This is a genomic window from Pararobbsia alpina (assembly GCF_965118125.1).
GTDB lineage: Bacteria > Pseudomonadota > Gammaproteobacteria > Burkholderiales > Burkholderiaceae > Pararobbsia > Pararobbsia alpina_A.
On record NZ_OZ221288.1, the window covers coordinates 2,804,204 to 2,827,691 of the forward strand.

Annotated in this window: 15 protein-coding genes; 6 read left to right on the forward strand and 9 right to left on the reverse strand. The window is 62.1% G+C overall.

The window, feature by feature from the left end; genetic code table 11:
* Window positions 1-245: 245 nt before the first annotated feature.
* The 4 genes from ACMFWR_RS30505 to ACMFWR_RS30520 all read left to right on the forward strand — a co-directional run bounded on the left by ACMFWR_RS30505 (window position 246) and on the right by ACMFWR_RS30520 (window position 5,156).
* Entirely contained in the window at window positions 246-1,595 is a 1,350-nt protein-coding gene (locus ACMFWR_RS30505; RefSeq protein WP_413196114.1) for an MFS transporter, read from the forward strand.
* Window positions 1,596-1,629: 34 nt separating this feature from the next.
* Window positions 1,630-2,808, forward strand: coding sequence for an acetyl-CoA C-acyltransferase (locus ACMFWR_RS30510; protein WP_413196115.1), 1,179 nt, complete (start codon window positions 1,630-1,632; stop codon window positions 2,806-2,808).
* A 31-nt stretch (window positions 2,809-2,839) separates the two neighbouring features.
* Window positions 2,840-4,387 (forward strand): class I adenylate-forming enzyme family protein, encoded by a 1,548-nt coding sequence (locus tag ACMFWR_RS30515; protein ID WP_413196116.1) that lies wholly within the window; start codon window positions 2,840-2,842, stop codon window positions 4,385-4,387.
* Between the two features lie 172 nt (window positions 4,388-4,559).
* Window positions 4,560-5,156 carry a TetR/AcrR family transcriptional regulator gene (locus ACMFWR_RS30520; protein WP_413196117.1) on the forward strand — a complete coding sequence of 199 codons (597 nt, stop codon included), beginning with the start codon at window positions 4,560-4,562 and terminating at the stop codon, window positions 5,154-5,156.
* 6 nt (window positions 5,157-5,162) lie between these two features.
* Here the strand turns inward: ACMFWR_RS30520 and ACMFWR_RS30525 are convergent, their stop codons facing one another.
* Window positions 5,163-5,900, reverse strand: coding sequence for an SDR family oxidoreductase (locus tag ACMFWR_RS30525; RefSeq protein WP_413196118.1), 738 nt, complete (start codon window positions 5,898-5,900; stop codon window positions 5,163-5,165).
* Between the two features lie 501 nt (window positions 5,901-6,401).
* Here ACMFWR_RS30525 and ACMFWR_RS30530 point away from each other — a divergent pair.
* Complete coding sequence (locus tag ACMFWR_RS30530) at window positions 6,402-7,901, forward strand: MFS transporter (protein WP_413196119.1); 1,500 nt, start codon at window positions 6,402-6,404, stop codon at window positions 7,899-7,901.
* Between the two features lie 204 nt (window positions 7,902-8,105).
* On the opposite strand, the gene ACMFWR_RS30535 is transcribed toward ACMFWR_RS30530, so the two are convergent.
* The 4 genes from ACMFWR_RS30535 to ACMFWR_RS30550 form a co-directional block, all read right to left on the reverse strand.
* On the reverse strand, window positions 8,106-8,690 hold the full coding sequence (locus ACMFWR_RS30535; RefSeq protein WP_413196120.1) for a TetR/AcrR family transcriptional regulator: 585 nt from the start codon (window positions 8,688-8,690) through the stop codon (window positions 8,106-8,108).
* Between the two features lie 101 nt (window positions 8,691-8,791).
* Complete coding sequence (locus ACMFWR_RS30540; RefSeq protein ID WP_413196121.1) at window positions 8,792-10,264, reverse strand: efflux transporter outer membrane subunit; 1,473 nt, start codon at window positions 10,262-10,264, stop codon at window positions 8,792-8,794.
* The gene (locus tag ACMFWR_RS30545) at window positions 10,261-13,458 is read right to left on the reverse strand and encodes an efflux RND transporter permease subunit (protein ID WP_413196122.1); all 3,198 of its coding nucleotides are present in this window, start codon (window positions 13,456-13,458) and stop codon (window positions 10,261-10,263) included. Before ACMFWR_RS30545 ends, ACMFWR_RS30540 begins: the two co-directional genes overlap by 4 nt.
* Window positions 13,455-14,693, reverse strand: coding sequence for an efflux RND transporter periplasmic adaptor subunit (locus tag ACMFWR_RS30550; RefSeq protein ID WP_413196123.1), 1,239 nt, complete (start codon window positions 14,691-14,693; stop codon window positions 13,455-13,457). Before ACMFWR_RS30550 ends, ACMFWR_RS30545 begins: the two co-directional genes overlap by 4 nt.
* Window positions 14,694-15,053: 360 nt before the next feature.
* On the opposite strand from ACMFWR_RS30550, the gene ACMFWR_RS30555 reads away from it, so the two are divergent.
* A complete protein-coding gene (locus ACMFWR_RS30555; protein ID WP_413197389.1) occupies window positions 15,054-15,455 on the forward strand; it encodes a hypothetical protein in 402 nt (133 codons plus the stop codon).
* Between the two features lie 116 nt (window positions 15,456-15,571).
* On the opposite strand, the gene ACMFWR_RS30560 is transcribed toward ACMFWR_RS30555, so the two are convergent.
* The 4 genes from ACMFWR_RS30560 to ACMFWR_RS30575 all read right to left on the reverse strand — a co-directional run bounded on the left by ACMFWR_RS30560 (window position 15,572) and on the right by ACMFWR_RS30575 (window position 23,213).
* Window positions 15,572-15,838 carry a DUF4148 domain-containing protein gene (locus tag ACMFWR_RS30560; RefSeq protein ID WP_413196124.1) on the reverse strand — a complete coding sequence of 89 codons (267 nt, stop codon included), beginning with the start codon at window positions 15,836-15,838 and terminating at the stop codon, window positions 15,572-15,574.
* A 239-nt stretch (window positions 15,839-16,077) separates the two neighbouring features.
* Window positions 16,078-16,992, reverse strand: a complete 915-nt coding sequence (locus tag ACMFWR_RS30565; protein ID WP_413196125.1) for a transglutaminase family protein — start codon at window positions 16,990-16,992, stop codon at window positions 16,078-16,080.
* 49 nt (window positions 16,993-17,041) lie between these two features.
* Window positions 17,042-19,615, reverse strand: coding sequence for a circularly permuted type 2 ATP-grasp protein (locus ACMFWR_RS30570; RefSeq protein ID WP_413196126.1), 2,574 nt, complete (start codon window positions 19,613-19,615; stop codon window positions 17,042-17,044).
* A 37-nt stretch (window positions 19,616-19,652) separates the two neighbouring features.
* Window positions 19,653-23,213 carry a DUF2126 domain-containing protein gene (locus ACMFWR_RS30575; RefSeq protein ID WP_413196127.1) on the reverse strand — a complete coding sequence of 1,187 codons (3,561 nt, stop codon included), beginning with the start codon at window positions 23,211-23,213 and terminating at the stop codon, window positions 19,653-19,655.
* Window positions 23,214-23,488 lie beyond the last annotated feature (275 nt).

Genomic DNA, 23,488 nt, shown 5'->3' on the forward strand with positions numbered 1-23,488 from the left:
CACGCTTTTGCCGGAAGCTTGAGGCTAGAGGATGAAGCGTCGTCTGTGCAGCGGATCCAGCGCCGGATGTGCGTTTGCAAATGAGCAACAGAAGTCAATCGGCGTGATCGCGTTGCTCGAAAACAATATTGTAAATATTTTTTTAGGGTATTTTTATTTAAATGGATTTGTTTTATTCAGGGCTTCAATGATATTGCGGTCAACTATTTTAATAAAAGGCCGGCATAAATAGGAGGCAGGAGACAATGAGTGCACAGCATTCAATCGAGCAGGGTCGCGCGCTTGTCGGTGCGGGACACGAAAACCGCGCATTATCGTCCAAAATATTCTGGCGAATCTTGCCGTTGCTGTTTCTTTGCTACGTCTACGCCTATATCGACCGCGTGAATGTCGGTATGGCGCAGCTTCAAATGAAGCAATCGCTGCCGTTCAGCGATGTGTCGTACAGCATCGGCGCGAGCATTTTCTTCGTGGGATATCTGATCTTCGAAGTGCCGAGCAATCTGATGCTCGAGCGCATCGGTGCGCGACGTACGCTGCTTCGGATCATGGTGTGCTGGGGAGCGGTCTGTACGGGCATGCTGTTCGTGCACAACGAAACGTCGTTTTATATCCTGCGTTTCCTGCTCGGATGTTTTGAAGCGGGCTTCTTCCCGGGCGTGATCCTGTTTCTGACGTATTGGTTTCCCGCGCAGAAACGCGGCTATATCGTCTCGACGTTCCTGATTGCGCCGTCCGTTGCCTTGATCGTGATGCCGCCCGCAGCGGGCGCGATCATGCGCGGGCTCAATGGCGCGGCAGGGCTCGGCGGCTGGCAGTGGCTCTTTATCGTGAGCGGCCTGCCGGCCATCGTGCTCGGTATCGTGACGTTCCTGTTGCTCGACGATAGCCCCGAAAAGGCCTCATGGCTGTCGACGCAAGAGAAGGCCGCGTTGCGCGAGCAGCTCAATACGGAGCACAAGTTCGTCGCCGAAGCGTCTCATGTCTCGGCGCGGCAACTGCTGACCGATCCCCGCATCTATGCACTGGCAGCCGTCTACTTCCTGTTTATCGGCTGCGTGTATTCGATGATTTTCTGGGTGCCGAGCCTGATCAAGAGCTGGGGGATCAGCGATCTGTTTCTCGTCGGCGTTTTTGCGGCGCTGCCGAATGTGTGCGGGATCGCCGGGATGCTGATGATCGGGCGCAGCTCGGACCGCAATCATGAGCGCCGTTGGCACTTCTTTGGCGCCACTGTTCTTGCCGCGGTGGGTCTCGCCATCACCGCCATCTCGAAGGGCTCGTTCGCACCGTCGCTCGTCGGCCTGTGTGTGATGACGATCGGAACCACGGCGCTCACGCCGGTGTTCTTTACGACGGCGGCCGAATATGTACCGAAGAAAACCGCGGCTGCGGGCATCGCGTTGATCAGCAGCCTGGGGAATCTCGGTGCCGTCAGCATCCCGCCGATGCTGGTCTGGATCAACGGCAAGACCGGCGGACCTTATACCAGCCTGATGCTGATGATGGCCATCTTCGTCCTGTCGGGCGTGGTGCTGCTGCTCGGCGTGCGGCCGGCGACGAAGAACAACGCGAGCGCGCCTCGCACGGTATGAAGCAAAGAGCGGATCAACGACAGGGAGAAGACGTATGCAAGAAGCGGTGATCGTGTCCACGGCACGCACGGGACTCGCCAAGAGCTGGAAGGGCGCGTTCAACATGACCCACGGCGCGACGCTGGGCGCTCACGCCGTTCGCCATGCGGTGGAACGCGCAGGCATCGACCCGGCCGAGGTCGAGGACTGCATGCTCGGCGGCTCGCTGTCCGAAGGCACCACCGGCGGCAATATCGCGCGCGTCGCCGCGTTGCGCGCGGGCCTGCCCGTCACGACCGGCGGCGTCACGATCAATCGCTTCTGTTCGAGCGGCTTGCAGACGATAGCGATGGCGGCGCAACGCATCGTCGCCGGCGAGGGCGACGTGTATGTCGCGGGCGGCGTCGAATCGATCTCGTGCGTGCAGAACGAGGTCAATCGCCATATGGCGCAGGACCCCTGGCTGATGGAAAACAAGCCGGAAATCTACTGGTCGATGTTGCAAACCGCCGAGCAGGTCGCGACGCGATACAAGGTCAGCAAAGCCGCGCAGGACGCGTTTGGCGTACGCAGTCAGCAGCGTGCCGCGGCCGCACGCGAGGCGGGACGGTTCAACGACGAAATCGTGCCGATGACGACGGTGATGCGCGTGGTCGACAAGGAAGGCAATGCGTCGACGCGCGAGGTCACGATCGACGGTGACGAAGGGATCCGTCCGGATACGACGCTGGAAGGCGTGGCGAATATCCGCACCGCGCTGCCGGGCGGGATGATCACGGCCGGCAATGCCAGCCAGTTCAGCGACGGTTCTTCTGCATGCGTGCTGATGAACGCGAAGCTTGCCGAGCGTCGTGGCATCGAGCCGCTTGGCATCTTCCGCGGCTTCGCGGTCGCCGGATGCGAACCGGACGAGATGGGTATCGGTCCGGTCTTCGCGGTGCCGAAGCTGCTCAGGAAAGCGGGCTTGACGGTCGACGACATCGACCTGTGGGAACTCAACGAAGCGTTCGCATGCCAGGTTCTCTACTGTCGCGACACGCTGGGTATTCCCGACGAGCGCCTCAACGTCAACGGTGGCGCGATTGCCGTGGGCCATCCGTACGGTGTGTCAGGTTCGCGCATGACGGGGCATGCCTTGATCGAAGGCCGGCGTCGCGGCGCGAAGTATGTGGTCGTCACGATGTGCGTCGGTGGCGGACAAGGTGCGGCAGGACTCTTCGAAGTCGTGTCGTGAAAAGTCAAAGACTCGCAGCGGAGACAGCGCAATGAGCGTGGGTTTGCCAGAGCAGCACTATCGTGACATCGATCTCTTCGTGGCCGACTGGGCCCGGACCCTGCCGGAGCGCGAGGCGATATCCGATTCGGTGAGAACCATCTCGTGGTCCGAACTCGATCGACGTGCGAATCAGATCGCACATGCGTTGATCGCTTCCAACGTCAGGCCAGACGAGAAAGTCGCGATACTGGCGCCGAATTCGGTGTGGTATGTCGAACTCATGATCGGCATCCTGCGGGCCGGTGCCTGCATTGTGCCGTTGCCGACTTATGCGTCGCCGTCGACCTGGGTTGCGATGCTCAAGGATTGTGGTGCGCGAGCGTTGTTTGTCTCCGATGCGTATGCGCAGGAGATCGGTGCGCTTGCGGACCCCGACCTGCCTCCGACCGTCGTGCGTGTCGACGAGTCTTCCATCGTCAAATGGATCGGCGGTGCCGACGACACACTGCCGCCCATGCCGCGCGTGCTCGATCACGGATTCAATCTGATTTACTCGTCTGGAACGACGGGTGTGCCGAAGGGGATTCTTCAGAGTCGTCTCTATCGGGCTGTCGAGTCGATCACGGTGGTCGACGGATGGAAGCTGAACGCAGACACCCGCACGATCTTTTCGACGCCGTTGTGCTCGAACACCACGCTATTTGTGTTGTTCTCGGTGATTGCAGCGGGCGGCCGAATCAAGCTGATGGAAAAGTTCGATGCCGGCAAGTGGCTCGCACTCGCACACAGCTGGCGGCCGACCGACGTGATTCTCGTGCCCGTTCAGTACACGCGACTGCTCGCGCACCCCGAGTTCGATCAGGCTGACCTCACGTCGTTTCACAGCAAGTTCAGTACGAGTGCGCCGTTGTCGGGCTCGACAAAGCAGGAGATCTTGCGGCGCTGGCCTGCGGGGGGCCTCACCGAGTTCTATGGCATGACCGAAGGCGGCGTGTCGTGCTGCCTGATTGCACAGGACAACCCGGACAAGCTCGATACCGTTGGCAAGCCTTTCTCGGATGTCGATCTGCGCATCATCGACGAGAACGGGGCGGTGTTGCCGCAAGGTGAGGTCGGTGAGGTCGTGGGGCGGTCGCCTCGCATGATGACGGGTTATCACAACCAGCAAAAAGCCACGCACGAGGCGAGCTGGTTCGATGAAAACGGCAACCGGTTTCAGCGAAGCGGCGATGTCGGATGGCTGGATCCTGAGGGCTTCCTTCATCTGCTGGATCGAAAGAAGGACGTCATCATCACCGGCGGCTTCAACGTCTACGCGGTCGATCTCGAGAATGTGCTGATGCAGCACCCGGCGGTCGCGGATGCTGCGGTGATTGGCGCGCCGAGCCAGGCATGGGGTGAAACGCCGGTGGCCTTTGTCGTCGTGCGCGACGCGGTCGTGCCCGAGGAGCTGTGTACGTGGGCCAATGGGCAGCTTGGGAAAGTGCAGCGGCTTGCGCGTGTGATCGTTATCGACGAACTGCCGCGAAGCGCGATTGGCAAGGTATTGAAGCGGGCGCTGCGTGATCAGCTGGCGGAGTTGGCGTTGCCGATGTAGCGATCGAGGTCGTCGCAGCGTGTCGTCCAGGACGGCTGTACCGGTCGTTGCTTTAGGGATCAAGCGATCGCTATGGGCCAGAATGTCGGGTCGGCATGCCGGTCGTCCGGCGCGCGGTTGATTTTCGGTCGCTAGTCCATTAATGTGTCAATCGACACAAAAAAGGATTGTTATGGCGACCGCTGGACGACCGCGAGCGTTTGACCGAGAAGCCGCGTTGCACGAAGCGATGCTGGTGTTCTGGCGAAAAGGCTTTCTCGCCACCTCGATGAACGACCTGTGCGATGCGATGGGCATTCGCTCTCCGAGCCTGTACGCAGCGTTCGGCAGCAAGGAGAGCCTCTATGCGGAGGCCCTTCAACGATACAACGCGTCCGCGGACCGGATGATCTGGGATCACATCTCGGATGGAGCCACTGCGAAGGATGGCGTGCGAAGTGTGCTGAAGGCCGCCGCGGACGTGTTGCCCGAAGGCAAGGGGAGCCCGTCAGGGTGCATGGTCCATCTGTATGCGATCGGAGAGGGTGGTCCGGAGCCGGTCGCTGAAGTCGTCAAGGACGCGCGGTTGGCTGGACTCAAGGTGTTTCGCTCAGGCATCCGCCGTGCGGTCAAGGCCGGGGAACTACCCGCATCGACGAACGTCGATCGGCTCAGCCGTTTCTTTCTGGGTGTCGTTCAAGGCATGGCCATTCAGGCCCGCGACGGGGCGACGCGGGCCGACCTCGCTGGCACTGCGGAAATCGCAATGGCCGCGTGGCCGGCACCGTAAACAGTCTCAGGCGTTAGCGCCGCCGTCGACCGTGAGTGTCGAGCCCGTGATGTAGCTGGCGTTCGCGCTGGCGAGAAAAACGACGGCTTGCGCGATGTCTTCACCCTTGCCGTAGTCGCCCGTCGCCGTAATGGCCTTCAACGTCGGGGCGAACGGGCCTTCGGCGGGGTTCATATCGCTGTTGATCGAGCCCGGTTGAATCAGGTTGGCCGTGATGCCCTTGGCGCCAAGCTCACGTGCGAGGCCTTGGGTGAATGCGACCAATGCGGACTTGGAACCGGCATAAACACCGAGTATCGAGGCCGGCACGCGATCCGCGAAGTAGCTGCCGATCGAAATGATCCGGCCGCCCGCGGTGAGGTGAGGAATGGCCGCCTTCGCCGCAACGATCGGGGCACGTACGTTGACGTTCAGTGTCGCGTCGATGTCTTCGATCGAGATGTCCTTCACATCGCCCATGCGAAGAATGCCGGCGTTGTTCACCAGAATGTCGAGTCCGCCGAGGGCTTCAACCGTCTTTTGAACGGAGGCCTGGACTGCTGACGCGTTCGCGCTGTCTGCCTGGATCGCCACGCCGCGACGGCCTTCTGCTTCGATCGCCTTGACGACATCAGCAGCGTGGTCCGCCGATTTTTCATAAGTGATCGCCACGTCCGCACCGGCAGCTGCCAGCGCCTTTGCGATTGCCGCTCCAATACCTCTGCTTGCCCCCGTCACCAATGCACGCTTGCCGTTCAGTACCATCACAGACTCCTTTATGTGTTGATCGATACAAAATAGTAGAAGCGATGATCTGGCCGCGTCAAGCGATTTCTGTGTTGGTCAATACATAATAGATGAGATGGCTCGACCGAGGCGGTGTGAGGGTCGAGGTAGACCTAAGCGGGCAGGGTGACTTCGGGGCGTCTCATTCTTGACGTGACCGCAATACTGAAGTTCGTCCACGTGCGGTGCGCATCGCTCTTGCGCTTGCTATATTCCGTTTCGGGATGCGGGCTTTGTGCGAGTCCGCCGTCTTCTGACGAAGACCTCCCGAGTGAGTGTAGTCTTCGAGGGCGATTCTTTTGGGGTCGCCCTTTTTTTATCTGTGCTGCGATTCAGCGCCGGTGTTGTTGCGGTCCAATGACAACCGGGATGAGGCACGTTCAAGACAGCCGGTGGACGCCATGCCGCATGGCGATCCGGCGGAACGTGTCATAAGATGGTGAGGCCACGTTCCGTCATTCCACTCTCGTGACGAGAAGTATGCCTGCTGACAAGTCCAACGAGCGCCAGGGTACCAACGCGTTGATTGCCGCGATTTTCGCGTCGGGCATGGCGTTTATCGATGGCACGGTCGTGAACGTTGCAACGGCGAAGCTTCAGGTGATCTTTGCGGCGACGACCGGGGAAGTGCAATGGGTCGTCGAGGCCTATGCCCTGACACTCTCGGCGCTGCTGCTCGTCGGAGGCGTGCTCGGAGACAGGTACGGACAGAAGCGGGTCTTTATCTACGGTAATGTGCTGTTCGGCGTGTCGTCGTTGCTATGCGGCGTCGCGCATTCGCTCGTTGGCCTCGTCCTCGCACGCGCTGTGCAAGGGGTGGCCGCAGCCGCGATGATTCCCGGCAGCCTTGCACTCATCACGGCCGCATATCCCCCATCCAAGCGCGGGCGTGCGATCGGGATCTGGTCGGGCGCGACGGCCATGATGTCGGCCATCGGGCCCTTCTTCGGCGGTTGGCTGATCGACAACGTATCGTGGCGTGCCGTCTTTTTTATCAATCTGCCGATGGCGGTGGTGGCTGTGTTCTTTGCGTCGCGGCTGCAGGACAGCTCCGGCACGCAAAGTCGTCCGACTCCGAACTGGGCCGGAGCCGCAAGCATGGTCGCAGCACTGGCCGCGTTGACCTATGCCTTGTTGAGCGCGCAGGGGAGCGGGGCGTATGCGATTCCTTCAGCCATCGCCTGCGTCGTATTGCTGGCAATGTTTGTCGTCTTCGAGCGGCGGTCCGCGGCACCGTTGCTACCGGTTGTGCTGTTGAAGTCGCCCGTGTTCGTCGGCGTCAACGCCATCACGCTCTTTCTGTATGGCGCGATGTATGGCTCGATGTATTTCTTCCCGCTGTGCCTGATCCAGATCCATCACTACACGGCGTCACAGGCCGGGGCCGCGATTGCGCCGCTGATCCTGACGCTGTTCGCTTTGTCTCCGTGGACCGGAAAGTTGTTGACGCTCTACGGCGCGCGCGCCTCGCTGACGGTCGGGTGTTGCGTCGTCGCGGCAGCGCTCGCGAGCATGGCGATACCCGGTGCGGACGGCGGATACTGGTCGACGTTCTTCGCCCCGGTGCTGGGCCTCGGACTCGGCTTGTCGGTCTGCGTGGCGCCGCTGACCACGACGGTAATGGGATCCGCGCCCGACAGCGAGTTGGGCGTCGCATCCGGCATCAACAATGCGGTGTCGCGCGTTGCCGGGCTTGTCGCGATCGCTGCGTTTGGCTTCGTGCTGACCGCTTCGTTCGACGCGCGTCTCGATCACGCGCTGGCGCCATTGAGGCTGAATGATTCGGCCAGGGCTGAAATCGATCGCCAGAAGCCATTGCTTGCTTCAGCGCAATACGCCGATCCATCGATCCAGCATGCGATCGATACGTCATTCGTGGACGCCTTTCGCATCGTGATGGGTACCGCTGCGGTTCTCGCGCTTATAGGCGCGGCGTGTTCGTGGCGAATGCTGAAGGAAACGCGTGAAAACGAAGCGTGACTGGATTGGCGCTGGCTAAGGACGAAAAGGTTGAATCATCGCCAAACGCCAAACGCCAAACGCCAAACGCCAAACGCCAAACGCCAAACGCCAAACGCCAAACGCCAAACGCCAAACGCCAAACGCCAAACGCCAAACGCCAAACGCCAAACGCCAAACGCCAAACGCCAAACGCCAAACGCCAAACGCCTCGGCGATCGATCGTCAGGCAGATTTCTCGGACTTGGTGGTCGGAAAGAGTGCAATCAATTCCGCCGACACGTTGTTCAAAATCTGACGGGACAGCTTGGAATCGGGCACGGCTCGCGACAGACCCAGGGCACCGATATACGCGCTATAGATCAACATGGCCTTTGCGCGCAGATTGCCCGTCGTGCCTTCCGGCATCTGGCCTTCGAGCAGGGCAAGGCTCTCTTCGAACCGCTGCGCATAGACCGCGCGCGTATTGTCGGAACTGCGCGCGGTGTCGTTGACGAGCGCGGCGATCGGGCATCCGCCGTCGATATCGTCCCGATGCTTTTCAGACAGATACGTCTGAATGCTTTTTTTCAGATTCGGTTGTGCTGTCAGCGCCGAGTGGGCCATGTCGTCGCACGCAGCAGCCATCGCCTCGACGACGAGATCGTCGCGTGAAGCGAAGTGCTTGTAGAACGCACCGACCGTCAAGCCGGCTTCCTTCATGATGTCCGCGACGCTGATGCCGTCGAGTCCTACTTCACGAAAACGGCGCGCGGCCACCTCGACGATCCGTTCGTGCGTCTCGGCCTTGTCGGCTTGCGAATGACCCATTGTCGGCTCCCTGAGGGCAAGAATTGCTGTAGATAAGAATGATAATCCACATGGCTCGCGTCGTTCGCGTCGTATCGATCGCGTCGGTTGATCCGCGATCGTTATCGTTGCGCGAGCTGCTGCGGTGCGTCCCAACCCCCTCCCAATGCGCGGAACGTTCTGACGGCCGCGCGGGCTGCATCGGCCTTCGTCGCGTCGAGGTCATCACGCGAATCGAGCAGTTGCCGGTCGGCGTCGAGCACATCGGTCAGCGTGATGGAACCCGCACGGTAGGCCTTCTCCGAAAGATCGCGTGCACGTGTGAGCGCGGCCACTTCCTGTTCGAGTTCCTGCGTGCGAAGTTCGGTTTGCGACAGCGTCATGAACGCATCTTCGACGTCTTCGGTCGCTTTGAGGGCCGCCTCGCGATAGTCGGCCAATGCCTCCGCATACGACCCACGCGCATTCTTGACTTCAGCATCGACTTTGCCGAAATCGAAGAGTCGCCACTGAAGCGCGCCGGTGCCGACCGGCTGAAATGACTTCGCGCTGAGCAGATGATTGGTCGAGATGCTATCGAAACCCAAGGCGCCGGCGAGCGAGATCTTCGGGTAGTAGCCTGATATCGCGACGCCGATCTGCTCGTTGGACGCGGCGAGGTGACGCTCCGCTGCGATGATGTCGGGCCGTCGGCGTAGCACGTCGACAGGTTGGTCACCTGTGCCGATGGCCGGTACGCCCGGAATCGCGCCGGCATCGGCACCGAGTTCTGCGGCGTACGTACCGGGCTGAGCGCCCATCAGCACATCGAGACGATTCAGCTGCGCCTCAAGCGACACGCGCAGCGTCGGAAGCGTGGCGCGCGCCTGACGCAGCAGCGCTTCGGCTTGTGCGACTTCCCGTTCGTCAGCGGCGCCGGCCTGCTTGCGCGCCTTGACCAGATCGAGCAGATGCGCGTCGGTATCGATCTGGTCTTGCGTGACCGCGAGGCGAGCCTGCAGGCCGCGAATCTGCAGGTATGCGTCCGCGGCGTCCGCTGCCACGGTGATGCGCGTGCCGAGTTGCTGGGCCTCGGCGGCCTGTTCCTCGTCGCGCGCCGCCGAGTGAGCGCGGCGCAGGCCGCCGGCCAGATCGATTTCCCAGCTTGCGGTCGCGCCGACGACGTACTCTTTCTGATCGCGGCTGTAGTTCGGGAACGCGCTGGCCAGCGTACCGAGCGGACTCTGCGTGCTTTGATGCTCGGCCGTGTAAGACGCGCCCGCATCGACCGTCGGCAGAAGGGCGGCACCGGCAGCCTGGGCCGCGGCACGCGCCTGGGTGACACGCGCGATCGAAGCCTGAAGGCTCAGGTTTTGATCCAGCGCACGCTGCACGACCTTTTCAAGCTCGGGATCGTTGAACCCGGTCCACCACGTGTCGAGCTTCGGCGCAGGCAGCGTCGTTTGACGGCTTGCGACCGCGTCCTTGTTGTGAAAGCCGACCAGATCGTCTTTCGGCGCGACATAGTCAGGACCGACGGCGCACCCTGCGAGAAATGCGCTCACAAACAGACTACCGATGATTGCCTTGTGCGTCTTCATCATGAACGATTTCATTTTGCCTCTCCACTGCTGAGCTGCTGAGACATGCCCGCAGGCGTCTTGCGCGAGCCCAGCTTCCGTACGAATGCATAGAACGCGGGCGTGAACGCCAGGCCAAAGATCGTCACACCCAGCATGCCGAAGAACACCGTGGTCCCGAGCGATTGCCGCATTTCCGCGCCGGCGCCGCTGGCGATCGCAAGCGGTGCGACGCCTGCGATAAACGCAAGCGACGTCATCAGGATCGGACGCAGCCGCACATGCGCCGCATGGACTGCCGCGTCTTCCGCGTTGACACCGTCTTCGTCCTGCCGCTGCTTCGCAAACTCGACAATCAGGATCGCGTTTTTCGCCGCCAGTCCGACCAGCACCACGAATCCGATCTGCGCGAGGATATCGATCGGCATGCCGCGCATATTCAGGCCGATCGACGCGGCGAGCAGGCACATCGGTACGATCAGCACGATCGCGAGCGGCGTCTTCCAGCTTTCGTATTGGGCGGCCAGCACGAGGAACACGAACAGCGCGGACGCCGCAAAGATCACGAGCGGAGACATCGTCTGCTCTTTCTGCTGATGCGCGAGGTCCGTCCATTCATACGAGATGCCGTTCGGAAGCACTTGCTCCGCGAGTTGCTCCATGCGCTCGATCGCCTCACCCGACGAATGCCCCGGGCCTGCCGCGCCCATGACTTCGGCTGCCGGATACATGTTGTAGCGCGGCGTGCGATACGGCGTCGTTGTGCTCTTGAACGTTGCGACACTGCTGATCGGCACCATGTCGCCCGTGGCATTGCGCACCTTGAGTCGGCCGATGTCCTCTGGCGTGCGCCGGAATTCCTGATCGCCTTGAACGCGGACCTGATAGGTGCGGCCAAAGAAATTGAAGTCGTTCACGTACTGCGAACCGAGATAGAGCTCCATCGTCGAGAACACATCGGTCGGCACGAGACCCACCTTTTGAGCCTTGAGACGATCGACATCGGCGTACACGGACGGGGCGCCTGCGTTGTAGAGCGTGAAGACGCCGCCGAATACCTTGTCCTTGTTCGCTGCGGCAACGAGCGCATTGGTCGCTTGCGCAAGCGCCTGGGGACCCAGGCCCGCACGATCTTCGACCATCAGCTTGAAGCCGCCTGCCGAACCCAGCCCTTGCACCGGCGGCGGGTTGATCACGACGACCACCGCGTCCTTGATGCCGGCGACGCGCTTGCGGATTTCAACGAGCATCGTCTCCGCGTTGACGCCCTTGACGTGCTTTCCGTAGAGCGAAGGCAGACCGTAGAACAGCGTCCCGACGTTCGGTGCAATGGTGCCCGTCGTCACATCAAAGCCCGTCACAGGCGACGTATGCGTCACACCCTTCATTCCCGGTGTGTTGAGCACGACGTCGTTGATTTCGCGGATCACCTTGTCGGTGCGTTCGAGGCTGGACCCGGGCGGCAGGAACGCGATCACGGCCTGGTAGCCAATGTCCTGATCCGGAATAAAGCCCGTCGGCATCCTCGCCATCTGCAGACCCGTCGCGGCAATCAGGCCCGCGTACACGATCAGCATCAAGGTCGTCGCACGCACCAGACGGCTCGTGGTCTTGCCATAGCGGTCCGACAGCCATTCGAAGCCTGCGTTGAACCGGCCAAACGTGGCGTGGTGGAAGCGGCCCCATGCCGTCGAAGCCGGATCCTGCGTGTGTTCCATTTCATGCGGCTTCAGCAGCGCCGCGCACAGGGCAGGGCTCAGCGTCAGCGAGACAAAGCACGAGATCACCGTCGATGCCGCAATCGTGATCGCGAATTGCTTGAAAAACAGGCCCGAGATGCCGGACATCAATGCGGTCGGACCGAACACCGCACACAAGGTCAGCGCGATCGCGATGATCGCCGTCGAGACTTCGTTCATCGTCTGATGCGCGGCCTCGCGTGGCGACATGCCCATGGCCATGTTCCGCTCGACGTTCTCGACCACCACGATGGCGTCGTCGACCACAATCCCCACGGCAAGAACGAGCCCGAATAACGATAAGTTGTTGATGGACGCGCCGAACAGCGACAGGATCGTGAACGTACCGAGCAGCGACACCGGAATCGCGATCACCGGGATGATCGTCGCGCGCCAGTTCTGCAGGAACAGGTAGACCACGCCGACCACCAGCAGGATCGCGATCGCGATCGTCTTGATCACTTCCTCGATCGATTGCGATACGAACGTCGTCGGGTCATAGATGCGGATGTAGTCGATGCCCGACGGGAACGTCTTTTTCAGCTCGGCCATCTTGTCCCAGATTTCGTGCTCGACAGCTACGACGTTGGCATCGGGTGTCGCGATCACGAACCACGGTGCGGACGGGTATTTGTCGGCGTAGGCCTTCGAGCCATAGTCGACAGAGCCCAGCTCGACGCGGCCGATGTCGCGAATGCGTGTCACGCGTCCTTGCGGATCGGCCTTAATGACGACGTCGGCAAACTGCTCGGGTGTCGTCAGGCGGCCCAGCGCGTCGACGTTGATCTGATAGGCGCCGATGCCCTTGTCCGCAACAGGAGGCTGATTGAGCACACCCGCCGACACGGACGCATTCTGCGCACGCAATGCGGTGAGGATCTCGTTCGCGCTGATGTTGTAGGAAGCCGCCTTATCCGGATCGATCCAGATGCGCATCGCGTATTGCCGTTCGCCGAACAACTGGAAGTCCGACACACCGGGCAAGCGCGCGATCTGGTCGCGGACCTTGAGCATGTAGTTCGAGATGTATTCGGGACTGCGCGAGCCGTCCGGCGAATAGACGTGCACGCCGAGCAGGAGTGCCTGGATCGTCTTTTTCACCTGCACGCCCTGCAATTGCACTTCCTGAGGCAGGCGCGACAACGTATCTTCGACACGGCTGCGCGTGAGCAACAGCGCCGTGTTCGGATCGGTGCCGACCTTGAAGATCACGGTAATCGTCAGCTGGCCATCGCTGGTCGACTGGCTCGTGATGTAGTCCATGTTCTCAACGCCGTTGACGGACTGCTCGAGTGGCGTTGCGACGGTGCGCGCAATCGTATCGGCCGACGCACCCGGATACGACGTGTGAATCTGAATCGTCGTCGGAACAATGTTGGGGTATTGCGCGATCGGCAGTTTGAACATCGTTGCCAGGCCGATCAGCACGAGGAAGATATTGAGCACCGCGGCGAAGCGCGGGTGTTCAATAAAGAAGTGGGTGAGCTTCATGACTTCGCCCCTTCGTCGCCCTGTTCGGACGTAAATTGAATCGAACCCGCATGGGGCGACACTTTCGAGCCCGGACGAACCGTAGGGATGCCGTCGATGATGATCTTGTCGCCCGGCTTGAGGCCCGAGCGGATGACGCGTAACCCGCCGCGAAGATCACCGACTTCAACCTGACGCGCCGTCGCGACATCGTCATCGCCGACGACGTACACCATGTGACTCGTCTGATCCTCGAGTACGGCCGCATCGGGAACGAGCAGCGTAGCCTGCGGTGCCGTCACGGCGAGCTGCACGCGCGAGAAGCCACCGGGTGTCAGCGACAGATCCGCGTTCGGAATGGTGGCGCGTGCGTGAATCGTGCCGCTCGAACGATCGAGCGTGTTGTCGATGAAGTTCAGCGTGCCTTGTCGTGTGAACGCATCGTCGCCCGTCGGCGAAATGTTGACCTTGTCGGCGAGCGGGCCTTGTTGCGTGGCGCGAATACGCTGGAATGCAGCGTAGTCGTTCTCGCTCATGTCGAAGTCGAGATAGATCGGGTCGAGCGAGACGATCGTTGCGAGCAACGTCGTCGGGCTGCTTGCGGCGCGGCTGCCGGAGATCAGGTTGCCGACCGATACGAGGTGGGTGCCCATGCGGCCGCCAAACGGTGCGTAGACCTTGCAGCGATCCAGATCGAACTTCGCATCGCGCACCAGCGCGTTGGCGTTGTCGACTGCCGCTTGAGCAGCATGTTGTTCCGCGACTTTCTGGTCGACGTTCTCGACCGTCCCCGCTTCGGAGCGTTGCAGTTCCTGTGCGCGCGCGAGTTCGCGCACGGCCAGCGTCAACCGCGCATTCGCGGATTCGAGTTCCGCGGTCGCTTCACTGAGTTTGATCTGATAGGGCTCGGGGTCGATCTCGAAGAGGAGGTCGCCCTTGTGAACGATGTCGCCGTCCTTGAAGTGGATCTGCGTGAGCGTGCCGCCCACTTGCGCGCGAAGCTCGACGCGATTGACCGCGGAGAACTGGCCGAGGAAACCCAGCCGGCCCTCGATAGCTCGCTGAAGGGGGGCACTCACTGCGACAGAGGGTGGAGGTGGCGCGGCGACCGGTGCCGCGTTCGATCCGTGGACGTGATAGGCCGTTGCGGCGACGGCGGCGAGGACAGCAACGGCAACAGCTTTTCCGATCCAGCGTGTCGAACCCGGAGCGGCGGAGTTCTTCGGAACAATCACTCCGGCGTCGGCTGGATCCATGCGGTTATTCATAGCGATCTCGTGGGAAGGAACTGGCTAAGCAACGTTGGGGTATGTCCTAGCTCGCCGGTTCGATGATCAAGGTCTAGCATCTGGCAATCAAGATAATGACCGTAATCCAGAATGTCAAGAGCATAGTCATAATCCAGAATGAGAAAGCATGAATTGACCGCGTGGATGAGCGATCTCGCGGCGTGAGTGTGTTTGCCTCTGGGTTTGGTTACGCCGTGTGGGCTTCGTTAGTGGCGGATGGAGGGGTGTAAGGTCGGGGCAGCGACATGCGACAAAGCGGCTGGCGTCGTATGCTTTGAGGGTGTGATACCCAGCCCGTAGCCGATGACACGATGGATGACGACCACCATGGCACCCGAATGGAACCACCGTATCAAACTGTTCGTTTCGCGTTTATGGCAACCGACCAGCGCGTGCATGACGTGCATGCCCGGAAGCTGGACGAACATCGCAAGCAGCCTGCATTGGGCCGTCGCGTTCAAGACGGGTGTGCTGACGGGTCTTCTAGCCGTGCTTCTGACGTTCACGCCCGCCGCGTCGCTGTACGGGAATCGCTACGGCAATGCGATTCTTGTCGGGCTTCTGACGATCGTGGGCGATATCTACTCGCATAACGGACATCCGCCGCACCCGTATATCGAACACATCGGCACCGGCATCGTGTCGGGGGTTCTGGCGCTGATCGCCTCGTATCTGTTCGAGGATCGCGCGCGTCGCATTCGGAACGTATGGACGCAACTCGTGCATTAGCGCGTCAGCGTTGCAAAACGGGATGGACTGTCATCTCGCTGAAATAAAAAAAGCGCCCGTCGGGCGCTTTTTTGTTGCTTGAGCCGGCCATTCGCACCGGCTCATGCTGCAGCACTTTATTCCTGAGCGTTGCTCGGAACCGAAACCTTGGCGTAGTGAGCCTGGCTGTGTTGCGTAGCGACTGCGTACGTACCCGACGTGGCTGCACGCGAGATCGGGAATTCATTGCGACCGCGTTGTTGTTCCAGCTGACCGCTGGCTTGAGCCGATACCAGCTGAGCCTTGACCTGTTCGCGAGTCAGACCCGTGTCTTGTGCGAAGGCGGGAACAGCTGCTGCAAACGTGGCCGAGACGAGCAGTGCGGAAAGGATAGCGCGCTTCATGGTGTCACTCCTGACAATTTGATCTGTTTAGGGCTTTGGCTGGATTCGGTTTGAATCGCTCGCCGTTGGGATCAAATGTAGGCCTCTCACCCGACATGAAAAAGGGCCGCGGGCGGAAGTGACTATTCACGAATTTGAAGTAATACAGGCCCGTTTGCTGCAGAGCACCACAAGCGTGATCCCGCAACTAACAGCCAACGTCCCCAACCCCACCGCGAACGCGATGCGCAACAACCTGCTTACAGCTCCATAACGCTGACGGACACATCGATCGCGTGTGCACCGCCGCCGAGGATCATGCCGCGCAGCAGGGACACGTCGCTGTAGTCGCGCCCGTAGGCCAGTGTTACGTGGTCGCGATCGGCCATGACATCGTTGGTCGGATCGAGATCGATCCAGCCGAACGGCGGGCACCAGACCGACACCCACGCGTGCGATGCGTCCGCGCCGAGCAGACGCGCGTGCCCGGGCAACGGCACCGTACGCAAATACCCGCTCACATAGCGTGCGGGAATGCCGATCGAACGCAGACATCCGATCATCACCTGTGCAAAGTCCTGGCAGACCCCGCTGCGGAGCTTGAACGCGCTGAGCGCTTGCGTATCGAAGTCGGTTGTCGTCTGGTGATATTCGAATTCATCGTGAATCCGGTGCATCAGGTCGATCGCGCCCTGCGCAACGGGCATGCCGGGCGCGAAGCTTTCGAGCGCGTAGGTGCTTAGCAACGGGTGCAATGCGACGTACGGCGAAGCAAAGCAGAACTCCGTCTCGGGCACATAGGGCGCCCCCGCACGATAGCTCGTGACTGCGGCGATGTTTTCCCAGGGCTCGGTTGCTTCCGGGTCAAAGCTTGCCCAGCGCGCCCGCAAGCGTACGGTCGTCTCGCTCGTCACCTGCAAGGCTTCATGCTGCGTATCGAGTGCGAAGTAGACGACCTCGTTGCCGAACGTGTCGACGCGCGTGTGCAGATACGACGGCTCGGGCTCGATGCGTTCCGCGTGTTGAAGCACTTCCTGCGACGGCGTCGAAACGGGCCGGATCGTGGCCAGGTGCTGCGCGGTTTCGACGAGCGTCGAATAGCGATAGGTTGTCCGGTGCAACACGGCCAGCACTGTGGGCCGCATCGAAGGCAAGGTCGGGAAGATCGTGTTCATGCGGTCAACGCCGTGGCTCGCAGCAAAGGCTGCGTCGGGAATTTCGTGCTCATGCCGACATCCACGCGTGCGAAGCATTCGCATGGCTGAAATAGCGCGCGCTGATCTCATTGGACAGGGCCATCATCAACGCACCGAAGCGATCGCATAACTGCACGAGCGCCGTGTATTGCCGACGTTCGTCGCGCTCGCACAACGTGTCGAGCGCAGGGAATTCGCTCGTCGGCGGCAATAGCGATGACAGCGACGCGCGTTGCGCATGCGCGGCCGGAGTGGGCAGATCGTCGAGCTTGTTCCTGAGGCGCTCGTAGACGCCGAACAGGCTGCGCGGATTCGTCGGCTCAACAACGAGCAGATCGAGCAGCGGCAGCAACTGGAACCGTCCCGGGTACAAAGAGCGGTAGGTCAGCGTACTGTCGAACAGCTCGAGCAGCAGGTCGAAGCCCGCGTGCGTGTCGATGGCCTGCTGTGCGGCGGCCACGCGCAGAAACGTCGACAGCGAGGCAATGCGTTCGATATGACGACCGACGAACAACAATCGCCATGCTTCATCGCGCGTCATGCGGTCGCCCTGCGCGCCGCTGATCGATGAAAGCTGCACGGCGAGCCGATCGAGCGCGGTCATGACTTCGAGCCGGTTGTACTGACCCGCTTCGATGCGCGGCGCGAGCCGTCGCAGGGCGTCGCGAAAGTCGTTGCGCGCGGCAACGATGGTGCGCCAGTGATCGCTCGACAACCGGCCGCGCACCTCGCCCGAGGCCATCGCCTGACCTGCGAGGTTTTGACCAACACTGGGCCATGGCGAGCTTTCGTCAAGCGACGCGATCAATGTCTGCTCGAAATCTCGCGAGGTCGATCGCGTCGCGGGATCGGGTGGCGGCACAAGGCCTGAGCGTCGCGCGAGTTCGACCAGCGTGGCAAACAGTGCGCTGCTGTCGTCGCTTTCGAGCGAGCCGAGAATCATCCGGCACAGGCGCACGCTGTTCTCGGCGCGCTCGCCGTATCGTCCGGACCAGAAGAGGTTTTCGGCAGCCCGGCTCGAAATCGTGCGGTGCTTCTGATTGAGGTCGGCCGGCTTGAGCGGCGCGGGCATCAGCGAAAACGACGAAGCAGGCTCGCTCGACAGAATCCAAGTGTCAACACTGCTGCCGCCCAGTTGCATCGATACGGCGGACTGCCGCTCCGCCGCGAAGCGCGTAAAGCCGCCGGGCATCACATGCCAGTTGCCGTGCGCGTCGCCGATCGCGTAGCAGCGCACGACGGCAGCCCGCATATCGAGGAGGCCGTCGTCGTAGCGCGGCGCGCAGGACAGGGGCATCGCCGCCTGGATCGTGAACGCAGCAGGGGACTGCGCGATTTCTTCGCGCCATGCGTCGAGACGCTGCACGCCTTGCTCCATGCCCAGCGCGCGGCCTTCGCGTCGCCCCGGCCATGTCGGCATCACGTAACCGTGCTCGAGCTGGCTCAGGGCTTCTTCTCGCGCGGCGGCTTCGCCGCACCACCACGTGGGCACGCTCGGCAACACGAGCGGCTGACCCAGCACGTGTTGCGCGATGGCGGGCAGAAACGCATGCATGCCGGTCGACTCGACAAAGCCGCTGCCCGGCACGTTCGATACCGCGACATTGCCGGCGCGCATGACTTGCAGCAGGCCCGGCACGCCGATGGTCGAATCGGGGCGGAGCTCGACGGGATCGCAGAACGCATCATCCAGGCGCCGCAGCAGCACGTGAACGCGTTCGAGTCCGCCGAGCGTCTTCAGGTAGAGCACGTCGTCGCGGACCGTCAGGTCCTTGCCTTCGGCCAGCGTGATGCCGAGGTAGCGTGCGAGAAACACGTGCTCGAAATACGTTTCGCTGTAGGGGCCTGGCGTCAGCAGCGCGATATGCGGATGGCCGCTCGCATTGGTGCCGCGCATCGTGTGCGTGGCAAGCTGCGCGAGCGAGGCGATCAGTTGCGAATACGAGGACGCCAGCCGCGGCACGCGCATCTCGCGAAACGCTTCAGCGAAGATGTCCGACACAATCAGGCGGTTCTCGAGCGAGTAGCCCAGGCCCGACGGGGCCTCGGTGCGCTGCGAGAGCACGGTCCATTCGCCTTCGTTGTTGCGCGCGAGGTCGACGGCCACAAGCTGGAGATACTGCCCGTTCGGTGGCACATACCCTTTGACAGGGCGTAGATACCCGGGATGCCCGAATACCAGCGCAGGGGGAATATAGCCGTCGCGCAACAGTGTCTGTGGTCCGTACACATCGGCGATGATGGCATTCAGCAGGCGAGCGCGTTGCACCACGCCGCGTTCAATCAGCTGCCACTCGTGTTCGTCGATCAGAAACGGGAGCAGGTCGAGTGCCCACGCACGCGAGCTGCCTTTGTCGGCATAGACGTTATAGGTGATGTCGTTGTCGCGGACCTGCCGGCGCACTGCATCGGCCCGCAGGCCGAGACTCGCATAGCCATGTTCGCCAAGCAGCTCAAAGAATCGCCGCCACGGTTCGCGCAGGGTCGCGGGGTCTTCGCGCAGTTCGTCCCAATGGCCGTCGCGAACCGGCAGTGCGCGCAGCGGCAACGCGTCCGCATGCGGCACGCCCGGCTCGAACGGGAGTGAAGATTGAAAAGCCAAAGGGGCGACCCCGTTGTTGGTGTTATGGGCTCGGGCCTCACGGCTGCCGCAGGTCCAGCGTGAACGGGAATTCGAGGCTCCGTTTCGCCGGTTCGACGCGCATCGGCCCACCGCTATGCCCGATCGTCAGAAAGCGCGCGCGCCGGCGGCTTTCCGCTTCATAGGCATTGACCGGGAACGTCTGATAGTTCCGTCCGCCCGGATGAGCCACATGATACTGCCCGCCGCCGATGGATCGCCCATTCCAGGTATCGACAATATCGAAGACAAGCGGCGCGTGCACACCGATGGTCGGATGCAGCGCCGAAGCAGGCGCCCAGGCCTTGAAGCGCACCCCGGCGACAAACTCCGTCGCGCGTCCGGTCGGCTGAAGCGGCATCGCCTGCCCGTTGACCGTGATCACGTGGCGGTCGCCGTTCAGCCCGAGCGCGTGGACTTCGAGTCGTTCGAGCGACGAATCGACATAGCGCACCGTGCCACCCGGCGCGCCTTCTTCGCCCATCACATGCCAGGGTTCGAGCGCAGAGCGGACCGTGAGCGAGATGGCATCGACGGTCAGCTCACCGACGACCGGGAAGCGGAATTCGAAGTGCGGTGCGAACCAGGCCGGATCGAACGGGTAGCCGGCGTCGTTGAGTTCGGCAAGCACATCGTCGAAATCCATTTTGACGAACGTGCTCAACATGAACCGGTCGTGGAGTTCGGTGTTCCAGCGTGTGAGGCGCGCGGTATAGGGCTTCTCCCAGAAGCGCGCGACCAGTGCGCGCAACAGCAGTTGCTGCACAAGGCTCATGCGCGCGTGTGGTGGCATTTCGAATGCGCGCAGCTCGAGCAGGCCCAGACGCCCCGTCGGTCCATCCGGCGAATACAGCTTGTCGATGCAGAACTCGGCGCGGTGCGTGTTGCCGGTCACGTCGATCAGGATATTGCGCAGCGTGCGGTCGATCAGCCAAGGCGGAATCGGGCCTTCACGGCTGCCGAGCAAATCGAGCTGACGCTGAAGCTCCTTGAAGGCAATCTCGAGTTCATAAAGCTGGTCGTTACGCGCTTCGTCGACGCGCGGCGCCTGGCTCGTAGGCCCGATGAACATCCCCGAGAACAGATACGACATCGATGGATGGTTGTGCCAGAACGCGATCAGGCTGGCGAGCACGTCGGGCCGGCGCAAAAAGGGGCTGTCGGCCGGGGTTTTGCCGCCGAGCACGAAGTGATTGCCACCCCCCGTGCCCGTGTGTCGGCCGTCGAGCATGAACTTCTCGGAGCTCAGATACGACATATGCGCGGTCTGATACAGGAACTCCGTGTGATCGACGAGCTGTGCCCAGCTCGACGCCGGGTGGATATTCACTTCGATCACACCGGGGTCGGGCGTCACCTGCAACAGCGTCATGCGCGTATCGCGCGGCGGCGGGTAGCCTTCGAGCACGATGCGCACGCCGACTTCTTCCGCGGTGATCTCGATTGCGCTCAGCAGGTCGAGGTAGTCATCGATGGTCGCAAGCGGAGGCATAAAGACGTAGAGCACGCCCTTGCCGCTGCCGAACTCGCGCGCTTCGACCTTGGGGCCGGCGGCTCGCGCGGGGTTGCGGACTTCAACGCACAACGCCGTTCGCGTGACATATCCGGCCGATTCAAAGCGGCCAGGATACTGATCCGCTGAGACGTCGAGTTTCGATGGCGGCAGAGGCGGGCGTCGGCGCGCGGCTGCGCCCGAACCCGAGACACGATGGCGACCGCTGAACACATCGCCCGTGTCGCCTGCGAGGGCATCGTCGAAGACCTCGGCATCGACGTCCTCGTCGGCACCGGACAGCGTCCCCGCTTCGCCAGCGGCTTGCCGCGCCGTCGCATCGACGAGTTCGCCGTCGCGGTATTGCGCGCGAAGCTGCGCTGCGCTGCGCAGGGGCGACGGCGTGGCGAAGGGGTCCTGCGCGTGCAGATACGGATAATCGGTTTCGCTGACCCACGCCAGGCTGTCGAGCGGAAGCCGGTAGCCCATCGAGGAATCGCCGGGGTGCAGATAGATGCGATCGTCGCGCATATGCCACGGCCCGCTGACCCAGCGTGGGCCGTCAAGCGACGGATTGGACTGCCCGCGCGCGATCGGCAGCACGTAACCCGTGACGTTGTCGAGCCCGGAAGTAAACACGCGCCGCAGCCTCATGCGTTCGAGCTCGTCACCCAGACGCGAATCGAACGGATCGACATTGACCGGCAACCGGCGCTCGCGCCACAGGTAGTAAAAGACGTCTTCGTACGCAGGCTGCACGTATTTCGTGTCGAGCGACAAGCGTGCGCTCAGGTGCTTGATAAAGCGTTCGGCGTCGGCCGTCGTGTAGTTCGACGGCTCGCGCTCATCGGCGAACAGCGACGGGTTTTGCCAGCACGGCTGGCCATCCGCGCGCCAGTACAGCGACAGCGCCCAGCGAGGCAGTTGTTCGCCCGGATACCACTTGCCTTGACCAAAGTGCAGGAAACCGCCGTCGCCGTAGCGTGCGCGCAGCTTGTCCATCAGCGAGATGGCGTAGCCGCGCTTCGTGGGACCGAGCGCATCGGTGTTCCATTCGGGCGCGTCGCGATCGGACACCGCGACATAGGTCGGCTCGCCGCCCATGGTCAGGCGCACATCGCCGGCCTTGAGCGCCTCGTCGACGGCCTCGCCCATCTGTAACACGGCCTGCCACTGTTCGTCGGAGTACGGCTTGGTGACGCGCGGCGTTTCGAGCACCCGCTCGATGGTCATCGTGTGCTCGAACTCGACTTCCGCTTCGTCGGACGCGCCGGTGATCGGCGCTGCGCTGCCCGGCTCAGGCGTGCACGCGAGCGGGATATGGCCTTCGCCGGCAAGCAGGCCGGAGGTCGGATCGAGTCCGATCCAGCCGGCGCCGGGCAGATAGACCTCGCACCACGCATGCAGATCGGTGAAGTCATAGGCGGCGCCCACCGGGCCATCGATCGCTTTGACGTCGGGGGCAAGCTGCAGCAGGTAGCCGGACACAAAGCGCGCGGCCAGACCCAGATGGCGCAGCGTCTCGACGAGCAGCCAGCCCGAGTCGCGGCACGAGCCCGACCCCCGGGTCAACGTTTCCTCGGGCGTCTGCACGCCGGGCTCCATGCGAATCAGGTAGCTGACGTCGCGCTGCACGCGCTGGTTCAGATCGACCAGAAAGTCGATCGTCGTGCGCGGCGTGAGGTCGATGCTCTCGATAAACGCCTTGAACAGCGGCGTCGGCTCGCGCTTGATCCGGTAGGGTGCGAGTTCGTGCGCGAGCTCGGGCGCATAGTCGAAGGGAAACTTTTCGGCGCTCGGCTCGAGAAAGAAGTCGAACGGGTTGTAGACCGCCATTTCGGCGACAAGGTCGACCGTGATCTTGAACTCGCGCGTCTTGTCGGGCACGACGAGCCGCGCGTGATAGTTCGCAAACGCATCCTGCTGCCAGTTCAGGAAGTGCTCGGCCGGTTCGATCGTGAGCGAGTACGAGACGATCTGGGTCCGGCAATGCGGTGCGGGCCGCAGGCGCACGACCTGGGGAGACAGATGCACCAGCCGGTCGTAACGGTAGTGCGTGACGTGGTTCAGGGCGACACGAATGGACACGCCGGACTCCTGTGTTCAGGTTGGATTCTGGGTCGGACTGCCGGTCTTGCGCGATGCGGTTGGGTCAAAGCAAGCTTTATGCCGTTTTTGATCGCTCCAGTCTGCGCGCGCAGTGTGAACCGGATATGGCGTGCCGGGATCGCGCGGAACGAACCTTGCGATTGCGATGAAGCAGCATCGCATAGAAGTCCGCTTGGCGAAACGGCGCCGCCGACACCCAAGCTGGTTAAAGTCGATGTACAGCCGTCGATGTACCGCCGCCGATATACCGCCGC